The sequence below is a fragment of the Pseudomonas sp. K5002 genome, assembly GCF_013386655.1.
In the GTDB taxonomy this organism is placed as follows: domain Bacteria; phylum Pseudomonadota; class Gammaproteobacteria; order Pseudomonadales; family Pseudomonadaceae; genus Aquipseudomonas.
The window spans coordinates 1-10,313 of the sequence record NZ_JACARK010000554.1; the positions used below are offsets into that span (position 1 = coordinate 1).

General features: G+C 60.4%; 10 protein-coding genes. 9 read left to right on the forward strand and 1 reads right to left on the reverse strand.

The window, feature by feature from the left end; translation table 11 throughout:
* Positions 1-634: 634 nt before the first annotated feature.
* Genes HX846_RS23190 through HX846_RS23230 form a run of 9 tightly spaced genes read left to right on the forward strand, consistent with a single transcriptional unit; the run spans position 635 to position 8,304 of the window.
* On the forward strand, positions 635-1,156 hold the full coding sequence (locus HX846_RS23190) for a fimbrial protein (RefSeq protein WP_023659208.1): 522 nt from the start codon (positions 635-637) through the stop codon (positions 1,154-1,156).
* A gap of 51 nt (positions 1,157-1,207) precedes the next feature.
* On the forward strand, positions 1,208-1,768 hold the full coding sequence (locus HX846_RS23195) for a fimbrial protein (RefSeq protein WP_023659209.1): 561 nt from the start codon (positions 1,208-1,210) through the stop codon (positions 1,766-1,768).
* A gap of 16 nt (positions 1,769-1,784) precedes the next feature.
* Positions 1,785-4,397 carry an outer membrane usher protein gene (locus tag HX846_RS23200; protein ID WP_158244083.1) on the forward strand — a complete coding sequence of 871 codons (2,613 nt, stop codon included), beginning with the start codon at positions 1,785-1,787 and terminating at the stop codon, positions 4,395-4,397.
* A complete protein-coding gene (locus tag HX846_RS23205; RefSeq protein ID WP_003216420.1) occupies positions 4,394-5,146 on the forward strand; it encodes a fimbria/pilus periplasmic chaperone in 753 nt (250 codons plus the stop codon). Before HX846_RS23200 ends, HX846_RS23205 begins: the two co-directional genes overlap by 4 nt.
* Before the next feature lie 21 nt (positions 5,147-5,167).
* Entirely contained in the window at positions 5,168-5,749 is a 582-nt protein-coding gene (locus tag HX846_RS23210; RefSeq protein WP_003216422.1) for a fimbrial protein, read from the forward strand.
* A gap of 10 nt (positions 5,750-5,759) precedes the next feature.
* Positions 5,760-6,257, forward strand: coding sequence for a fimbrial protein (locus HX846_RS23215; protein WP_003216424.1), 498 nt, complete (start codon positions 5,760-5,762; stop codon positions 6,255-6,257).
* Between the two features lie 14 nt (positions 6,258-6,271).
* Positions 6,272-6,751 (forward strand): fimbrial protein, encoded by a 480-nt coding sequence (locus HX846_RS23220; RefSeq protein ID WP_178966160.1) that lies wholly within the window; start codon positions 6,272-6,274, stop codon positions 6,749-6,751.
* Between the two features lie 11 nt (positions 6,752-6,762).
* Positions 6,763-7,296: a fimbrial protein gene (locus HX846_RS23225; protein WP_087692798.1), complete on the forward strand. Its 534-nt coding sequence runs from the start codon at positions 6,763-6,765 to the stop codon at positions 7,294-7,296.
* Positions 7,297-7,332: 36 nt separating this feature from the next.
* A complete protein-coding gene (locus tag HX846_RS23230) occupies positions 7,333-8,304 on the forward strand; it encodes a fimbrial protein (RefSeq protein ID WP_008435561.1) in 972 nt (323 codons plus the stop codon).
* A gap of 13 nt (positions 8,305-8,317) precedes the next feature.
* Here the strand turns inward: HX846_RS23230 and HX846_RS23235 are convergent.
* On the reverse strand, positions 8,318-10,313 hold a 1,996-nt coding region (locus HX846_RS23235; protein WP_306173143.1), incomplete at its 5' end, for an NEL-type E3 ubiquitin ligase domain-containing protein.

Sequence of the window (10,313 nt, forward strand, 5' to 3'; positions counted from 1 at the left end):
CCCGTGGGCCACGGCCGCCGCGCTCGCGGCCTGGACGTTTGTCGAAGCCGTCGCGGCTGTCACCGGGGTCGCGGTGTGAATGATGGTCTCTCATTTCGGGTGCTCTCGTTTGGTTTAGATACAACGTAAGATATATCTTATTGCCGCCGCAACCCCGGCAGACGAACGGTCATCTCGCGTCTTGTGAGACGGGACTCGAAACGGGCCGATCAGCGCACTGACCCTTTCGACATATTCGCCAACTTGTTAGTTGGCGTGCCCCAGTAATTACTGTTGTTTTTTATAATATGTAATCCTATTCTTACGGACTTGTTCTGCACTAAATCATTCTCGTTAAGTTGATGTAGTCCGTTTCTTACGGTTGATTCAAAAGTTTTGGCAAAGTGCCATAATTTTCCTATGTGTCTTGGTGTGACAAGGCTACGTGAATAAGCGAATCGACCGGCTTTCATATTCAAAATCGAAATGGATAATTGCCCGGCCTCGAACGAACTCCTGAATTGCAATACAAGTAATTGGAAAGCATCCGATTTCCATTGCTTCAGGAAATTGTTCTGGCGCTGGGTTAATTAAGTCCTGTGCGCAACTAAGCCAGGATTTCGTTTTGATTTTTAATACATGTGAGCCTCTGCAAATGAAGACTAAAGTAAAAGCTGCGCTGTTGACTGTCGGCCTGTTGGCGGGTTCGATCTCTGTTGCTAATGCGGCGGACGGGACGATTACATTTACCGGTTCGGTCCATTCGGGTGCTTGCTCTATCAAGCCTGAGTCTGTGGATCAGTCAGTTGCACTTGGCGCTATTGCAAAGCATCAGTTGCAATCCGGCGGCAAGTCCACCGCCCGCCCCGTGGCGATCGAGCTTGAAGGGTGCGACCTGTCTGGCCTCACCGATAACACCGTGACCACTACCTTCACCGGTGCACCGTCCAGCGTTGTGCCTGGCGGCATCGGCACGGTCGGCAGCGCGGGCGGCATCGGCATCATGATGACCCACGGCGGCAAAGCGATTGAGCTGGGCGTGCCAACCACTCCGCAGGCCATTGTTGCCGGTAATAACACCCTGCAGTTCGGCGCCTACGTACAAGGCCAGGCGACAGGCGACATCGTTCCTGGTGATTTCAGCGCGGTCACCAACTTCACCTTGGCTTATCAGTAAGTGTTTCCCCCGCCACCACTGGTGGCGGGGGAAAACTGGCGGGAGATCAAGGTGAAAACATTCATAAGTCTCGCTATTGCCTCTTCATTGACGTTGTTCATCAGCCCTTGTGATGCCGCGCAGACGCGTGTGCAAGGCGATGGGCTCGTCACGCTGGGAGGCGAGATCATCGACTCGGCCTGCGGGCTGGAAGCGGTCACTGCCGATCAGACCATCGACATGCCTCCCGAACCCATCGGCCGCCTGTTGCGAGAGGGCGCGGGGCAAATGCAGCCGTTCCAGCTACGGCTGGTCAACTGCACCGTGACGCGTCCCGACCCGCTGCGCCCCGGCGAAACGCTGCCGGACTGGGAGCATCTTCGCGTGACGTTCGACGGGCCCAGCGATATGGGCGGGCGCACCTTTGCGGCCTTTGGGGCCTCGCAGGGGGTTGCTTTCCATATTGAGGACGCCGCTGGCCAGGTGAGTGTGCCGGGAGTGCCGATGGCGCTGCTGCCGGTGGTTGATGGCGACATGACACTTCATTACAGGCTCCGCCTGGTGGGCAACGGAGTGCCGCTGTTGGCAGGGGCTCACCGCGCGGCAGTGCGGTTCAAGTTGGAATACTTTTGAAGATTGAGTTGCGTGTATGTTGAATACGTCGAAAGTCATGAATACGCTGCGCCCCAGCCTCTTTGGCGGGTTGATATCACTGGCTGGAACTGCAATGGGCGCCGGGGATATTGAGTTTAATACCGACGTTCTTGATCTGATTGATCGCTCCAATATTGACCTGTCTCAGTTTGCACGCAGTGGGTTTATCTTGCCTGGCACCTACTCGATGGTGGTCCAGCTCAATACCCAACCTATATCTGAACAATCGGTGGCGTTCTTTGCCCCCGATGATGATCCCAAAGGCAGTGTGCCCTGTTTATCGCGCGAGCTTGTCGAGCAACTGGGCCTCAAGGCGTCCGGTGCTGACCAGCTGAAGTGGTGGAAGGGCGGGCAGTGCCTGGATGTCACGGGCTTGCCCGGCATGGAAGTCAGTGCCGACCTGGGCACGTCCACCCTGGACATCAACCTTCCCCAGGCCTACCTGGAATACAGCGCCATCAACTGGGACCCGCCGTCACGTTGGGACGAGGGGGTGCCGGGGCTGCTGGTCGACTACAACATGACGGCGCAGTCCAGCTACCGCAAAGGTGACGGTACGCGCAATGACCTCAGCGGTAACGGCACACTCGGGGCCAATGCCGGGGCCTGGCGCCTGCGGGCGGATTGGCAAGGGCGTGTCGAGAAAGACCGCGAGGCGCAGGCCAGCCGGCAAAAACTGGAGTGGAGTCGCTATTACGCATATCGCGCCATTCCTGCGCTGAAGGCACGCCTGGTGTTGGGCGAGGACTACCTGTATTCGGACCTGTTCGACAGCTTCCGCTTTACCGGTGCCGGGCTCAAGTCAGACGAAAGCCAGCTGCCGCCCAACCTGCGGGGCTATGCACCGGAAGTGGTCGGGGTGGCCAAGACCAATGCAAAGGTTGTCATCAGCCAGCAGGGGCGTGTGCTCTATGAAACGCTGGTGGCGGCAGGCCCTTTTCGGATCCAGGACCTTAACGACGCCGTGTCCGGCACGCTGGATGTGCGGGTCGAGGAGCAGGACGGTTCGGTACAGAAATTCCAGCTCGATACGGCAGGCGTTCCCTACCTGACGCGTCCCGGGCAGGTTCGTTACAAGCTGTCTGCCGGGCGACCGTCCAACCTGCAGTACCACTCCCACGGTGACTTTTTCGGCACCGGCGAATTTTCCTGGGGAATCAGCAATGGTTGGTCGCTGCTGGGCGGTGCGATAACGGATAACAACTACCGTGCGCTGTCGGTGGGGGCGGGGCGGGATTTGCTGGCGTTCGGGGCCGTTTCCCTGGACGTCACCCAGTCTCGCGCCAGCCTGTGGAACCAGACACTTTCGGGCAAATCCTACCGCCTTCAATATTCCAAGAACTTTGAAGAGTACGACAGCCAGGTCACCTTCGCCGGTTACCGGTTCTCCGAGAAGAACTACTTGAGCATGAGCCAATACCTGGATGCTCGGCACTATGGGTTGAACGGTGAATTGGGTGGGCGCGGCGTGTTCGATGAAGACGGTAACTTCATTGAACACTGGAAACCCATTGGCGGTAACAAGGCGCTGTATACGGTCACGGTGAACAAACAGTTCCGCGATCTGAACACCACGGTGTATGCCAGCTACAACAAACAAACCTATTGGAACCGGCCGGACACCCAGCGCTGGAACCTGTCGGCGTCTCGTTACTTCAACGTGGGCTCTGTCAGGAACATGAGCCTGTCGCTGAATTTATATCGCACCCATGAATACCAATATAAGGACAACGGAGCAGCGCTGACGGTCAGCCTGCCATTGGGACCCACCGGCACCCTGTCGATGGATGCCAACAGGGCCGGCGGCAAAAACAGCTTTACCACACGCTACGCCGATCGCCTGGATGAACGTAACAGCTATCAGGTCAGTGCCAGCGACACCTCGGCCAGCGGCTACCTGAGCCATATTGGTGACCAGGCCGACATCGACCTCAGCGCCACGACGCAACAAGGCAATAACCGCACCCTCAGTGCATCCGTGCGTGGCGGCGGCACGCTCACCCCTTACGGTGGGGCGCTGCATCGAACCACCAGTACCGGCGGAACCCGGCTGCTGGTCGATACCGCCGGTGTGCCCGATGTGCCCGTGCGGGGTTACGGCACGCCGACCCGCAGCAACGCGTTCGGCAAGGCGGTCATCTCCGACATCACCAGCTACCAGCGTACGGCGGCCAGTGTTGACCTGGAGAAATTGCCCAGCGATGTCGAGGCCACTCAATCCGTGACGCAACTGACCCTCACCGAGGGGGCCATTGGCTACCGATCCCTGGAAGTGATTTCCGGCCAGAAGGCCATGGCGGTTCTTCGCCTGCCGGATGGCAGCGCACCGCCCTTCGGCGCCACGGTGAAAAACCGCAAGCAGCAGGACACCGGGGTGGTGAATGACGGCGGGGATGTCTACCTGAGCGGCATTCAGGCCGGCGAGCAGATGATCGTCAGTTGGGGCGGCACCGAGCGCTGCGTCCTGACGCTGCCCGTCGAGTTGCCAACGGATGCGTTCACCGATGCCCTGCAACTGCGCTGCCAGAGGGTAGCCGTCGATCAAGCCTCACCCGAGCCAGCCACCCTGACCGGCCAGCGAAACACTATGGAGAACCCATCCTCATGAAACACAGCACACGTTTTACCTATGCACTGCTGCTGGCGGTCTTGAGCCAGAGCGCCAACGCCGCTGTCGGCCTGGACCGTACCCGCGTGATTTTCGACGGTGGCAAAGACGCAACCAGCGTCAACATCACCAACAACAACCCCCAGTTGCCGTACCTGGCCCAGGGCTGGATCGAGGATGAAGAGGGCAACAAGATCACCTCGCCGTTGATCGTGCTGCCACCGGTCCAACGCCTGGAGCCCGGCAAGCAGAGCCAGGTAAAGGTCCAGGCGTTGCCGGCCGCCAAATCGCTGCCCCAGGATCGGGAGACGGTCTACTACTTCAACCTGCGGGAAATTCCGCCGCGCAGCGACAAGCCCAACACCCTGCAAATCGCCCTGCAAACCCGGATCAAATTGTTTTACCGGCCGCAGGCAATTACCCCCACCCAGCAGGACCTGTCCAACCCATGGCAGGAAAAGCTGACCCTTACCCGGCAAGGCGATCACTACCAGGTGAATAACCCCACGCCTTACTACGTGACCCTGGTGGATGCGCGCAGCAGCAAGGACGGCAAGACCATACCGGGCTTCGAGCCGGTGATGGTCCCGCCCAAAGGCACGCAGGCCCTGGGGCCGACTGCCAAGGAGCTCGGCACCACCCCCTATTTGTCCTACGTGAATGATTACGGTGGCCGTCCGCTGCTGGCGTTCACCTGCAGTGGCGAGACATGCAAGGTGAACACGCAACTGTCTGTGGCCAATCAGTAGTGCCTGCTGCCGGAGAACGTCATGAAGTTGCACACAGTGAAGGTCTTGGGCGGTCTGTTGCTGGCCCTGATGGGGCCGGCGCACGCCGCGGATGACGAGGATGTGGAGGGCATGGTCGGGATGCTCAACATTCTCGGGTCCATGCATGAAACCCCCTGCAGCCTGGAGATGGCATCCCTGCACCAGACGATCGACCTGGGCCCGGTATCGGCCAGCCAGTTGCAACGGCCGGGTGACCAGGCGACCTCCGTGGCCTTTCAACTGCTGTTCGAGGATTGCCGGCGCACCGCCGGCCGCATCGCCAGTGAGCGCACGGGGAACCTGACATGGAGTGCTTATCAACCGGTGCTCTCGGTAGCGTTCATCGCACCAGCCGATGCCGACGATTCACGGCTGGTCAAGGTGCAAGGCATCACCGGGATGGGCCTGCGCCTGACTGATTCCCAGGGGCGCGATGTACAGCTGGGTTCAAGGGGGGAGCCATTGTTCTTGCCCTTGGGCCGCAACACGCAGACCTGGAACGTCCAGCCCACGCGCACCCCGGCACCCCTGACCAGCGGTGCATTCCGGGCCGTGGTGGATTTCAGGCTCAATTATGAGTAAGGGCAGAACAATGACCAGGTTAACCGGCCCGTGGGCCATTTTTATCGGTGCGGGACTGCTGTGGGCGGTCAGCCAGGGCGTGCAGGCCGATACCAACCTGACGATCCGCGCGACCATCATTGCACCTCCACCGTGCGTGATTAACAGCGGCGGCACGCTGAATGTGCCGTTCGGCAATGACCTGCTGACGTCACGGATTGATGGCGTGAATTATCGACGGGACGTGCCGTATACCGTCACCTGCAGTCCTCCCGTTTACAGCAACGCGATGACCCTGGAACTCAAGGGCGCGGCAGCCGGGTTTGATAACAAAGTGCTCTCGACCCCCAAGACCGACCTGGGGGTCAAGCTCTTCGCCAATGGGGCGGACTGGCCGCTGAACACGCCGCTCAGGTTTACCCATCCGACCTTTCCGGCTGTGCAGGCGGTGCCGGTCAAGCGCGCAGGCAGCACGCTGACGGGCGGGGCATTTGCGACCGCCGCCACCCTCGTGATCGAGTACCAATAATGAGGAAACGATCAATGAAATGTTGGCCACAGCGAACGTTGCTCGGCTTGTGTTGCTTCGGCTTTTTCAGTGCTGCGTCGGCCAACCTGACGTTCAACGGAACGCTGAACGAGCCGCCGCCCTGCACGATTGATTCGGGCAGCACGATTGAAGTCGATTTCGGGGATGTCGGCACCAAGCGTGTCGATGGCGTGAAATATCGCAGGGCCGTCGGCTACACCATCCGCTGCGGCGCCTCCGCGCTGCCGTGGCTGTTGAAGTTGAGCGTCAAGGGCGCAGAGACAAGCTTTGATAACGCGGCCCTGCAGACCACTGCGCCTGACCTGGGCATTCGGCTGTACCAGAACAACGCGCCGTTTCGCCTCAACACGCCGCTGGACATCAGCCTGGCGGCACCGCCGACCTTGGAAGTGGTGCCGGTCAAACGGCCGGGTTCGGTCCTGAAGGCCCAAGGGTTCACGGCGGTGGCCACGCTGTTGGCTGAATACCAGTAGGAGTCGAGTGTATGCGACACGCAATGATTCATAAGGGGCTGGTCCTGCTGCTGACCTTCGGCCTGGCGGCCACGGCGCAGGCGGTGGACAACCTGAGGTTCAAGGGCAACCTGGTGGAACAGGCCTGCACCATCCGCCCGGGCGATGAAGCCATCACCCTGGAGCTGTGGGACCTGACCAGCAAGCACCTCTACATCAACACACGCTCAGTGGGCAAACGTTTCACCCTGCACCTGGATGACTGCAATACCACCATCAGCGACTCGGTGACCATCCTGTTCAACGGTGCGGAAAACCGCGCGCTGCCCGGTTTGTTTGCGCTGGACGGTGGCAGCGGTGCCTCTGGTATCGGGCTGGGTTTGGAGACACTGAGCGACAAGCCGGTGCCGGTGAACAAGGTCGGCGACGAACAGAAATTGAGCCCCGGCAACAACGTCATCCTGCTCAAGGCCTATGTGCAGGGTGAGCCGGATGCCCTGCGGGACAAGACCATCGGGCACGGCAGCTACCGTGTGACTTCGACGTTTACGCTGGATTATCCGTAACGCTAAACCGTTATGCATGGGATGAAAGAGAACAACATGAAACGACTATTTGGAGCCGTTGTGCTGCTTGCCCTGGCTGGCGTCACGACGACCGTGAAAGCGGCTGATTGCCGGGTCAATGGCGGCAATTGGCAACGGGTGAGCATTGGCGGGACGTTGAACCTGCAGGTTCCGGTGAATGTGCGGCTGGAGGTGAATGAGCCGCGCATTCTCCTGTCCGGGGTGAGGATCGAATGCCGGTTTGAACCGGACAGCTATACCCCGGATGGACGGCAGGACTACTGGGCCACCGGGACGAGGATCGGCCCGGCCTGGTCGCCTGGTCCGAAGTTCGTCAGCCAGACGACCGGCTTGCGTATCAATGGCAGTTATTGGAACACGCCTATCCAGGCGGGTATCAGGATTGCGACCATGCCTAACAATACGTCTCCGATCCCGATCGATGTCATCCCTTATATATTGATCCGCAACAACCCGACCAACCCGATCGACATTCGAATAGGTGACACTCTGGGCGTGTTACGTCTCGACCAGACCAACAACTACGATTCCTTTTCCACGAGCCTGCAGCTTACGTACATCGCCAACAACGACTTCACCATCTCCCCGTCGTCGTGCACGATCAACAATAACCAACCGATCGAAATCAACTTCGGCAACGTGCACCAGAGGGCGATAGGCACCGACCCCGTATCAACCACCGTTCGTACCGATCGCACGCTCACCTACCGGTGCCCGGACCCGGGGATTACCACGCCGATCACCATTACCTACAAAGGCACGCCGTCCTCGTTCAACGCCAATGCGCTGGTGATGAGCAATCCGAACGTGGGCACGGCCCTTGTCCGTCAGGGGACTGCGGTTCGAGTCAATGGCTCGTTCCTGACCCGTATCACCAACAGTTCCGGGAGCGACGTTGTAACGTTCGCCCTGGTCAAGCAGGCGGGGTCCCTGCCTGTCGAGGGGCCGTTGAACGGCAGCGGCGTACTGGTAATGGGGGTGCCATGACACACCCATACGGTCAGACCTGGCGCGTGACGCGGTTACGTTGTTGGCTGTGGCGTTCCAAAGCCTGGTGGGTCAACTCGCGCATCCATTGTTTTTCGCGGTAGCCCAGTTCGTTGAGCAGCAGGTTGTAGCTGTCGTCCGTCATGGGTTGCCCGGTCAGCACCTGCGGGTGCGGTACACCCAGGGCGTCGGCGAGGCCGATCAGCGTGAGCCCCAACGCTTCCTTCTGCTCGGCGGGTAAGCCGTTGGCCTGGGCCAGCCTGGCCTGGGCTTCCTGCAGTTCATCAAGGCGTGCGCATTGTTCGTCGAAATGCCGGGCATTGGCCTCAAGGGTGTTCGGGTGGTGGTCGTGCAGGTACTGTTCCCAATAGGGCTCCAGCAACATCTGGTTGACCAGGCCATCGCCTTCGCCCAGCTCCAGCACCGTGCTGTAGGCCTGTTCGATCTGCGTAGGTTTTACGTCACCGGTGTCGCGGTACAGCATGTGTTCCGACAGCCAGGGCAGGTCGAGGCGCTTGGCCAGGGAGGTCTGGTAGCTCAGGTAGACCTCCACGTCGTCCACGTTACCCATCACGCCCTCCCGTCGTTGCGAACGCAGCCATTGGCCGAGGCCGCCTTCGGCTTCGGGTTTGAGCCGATGGGCAATGTCCTCGCTGGCGATGCGGTTCAATTGCTTGAGCCGTGCATTGCCCTTTGCCAGCGTCACCAGTTTGCCCTCGCGCTCGCTGGCCGAGGCGGAGTAACGCTGGGCTTCGCTGACCAGCACTTCGATGCCCAGGTCATTGAAAATCTGTGCACTGCCGTCGGCGCACAGGCCGGGAAAACTGGCCATCTTGAACAGCTTTTCACGCAGCGCCGTATCGTTGTGGGCCGCCTCCAGCAAACGCCAGACGCGCTCGCGCAACGTTTCAAGATTGTCCCAATAGGTGTCCATGTCCTGGGGCCGCTGGAAGAAGTCGGGCGCTTCAAGGGCCTTGATCACCTCGAACAAACCCTGGGAGCCGTGCTCGCGCTCCACCGCTTGCCACAGCTCCTGGCGCCTGCCCAGTAACGGCGGCCTGACCCGTTCCAGCCACGGGCCGCTCTCTCCACGGGGTTCATAGCTGCGGTTGGGGTCCAGTCCGGCGGCTTCGCGGTACTGCTCGTACAGCAGGCGCTGGTCGTTGAGCAGGGTGTTGCGGTCCAGGCGGGTATGGGCGACGGTCCGGGCCTCGGCGCTATCGGCCATGAGCGCTGGCACATGATCAATCCGGGTTTGGCTCAGGTCCAGCAGGAAACCCTCCTCCCGTGGGTGGGCAAACAGCCCGGTGGGCCATTGGGTGATGGGGGTGCGGCTCAGGAACAGGCGGCGCAGGTGCGGCATTTTCGAGATGTTCGGTGGCTGCGTCAGCGGGTTGCGGTACAGGTTCAGGTTGCGCAGGTGCTTGAGGTTTTTCAGGCGCGCAACGTCGCCGTTGAGCAGCGTGATCTGGTTTTCCCCCACGTTGAGGTCGCGCAGGTAGCGCATGTTGGCGATGGGCTCGGGCAGCCGCGTCAGTTCGTTCGCACTGACGTCCAGCTCCCGCAGGGACGGGAATGCCTGCAGAAAGGGCCACTGGCTGTCGTTGAACATGCAGTTGGCCAGCTTCAATTGGGTGACGTGCTCGAAACCATTGCCCAGCAGCGGCAGGCTGCCGGGCAGGTCGAGGGCGCTGAGGTCCAGGCTCGCGCCGCTCTGCACCTGGCCCAAGTCGTCGCGGTGCTCGGCGAGGCGGTCTTCCCAGCAGCGATAGAGTTTGTGCGCAATGATATTTTTACGCAGTTTTTCCTCCCGGGCCATGCGGCTGTTTTTGGGATGGGGGCCGGGCAGGCGCTTCCATTGCTCCAGCTCCCGGTACAGGTTGTGCCGCTGCAGGACCAGGCGATTGAGGACATCGTTGTTCAGCCCCGGGCCGATCTCATTGAGGAACCGCTGCAGGCGTTCCTCCTCCAGGGTCGGGAACAGACTGGCCAGCACCTCCCGGGCGCGG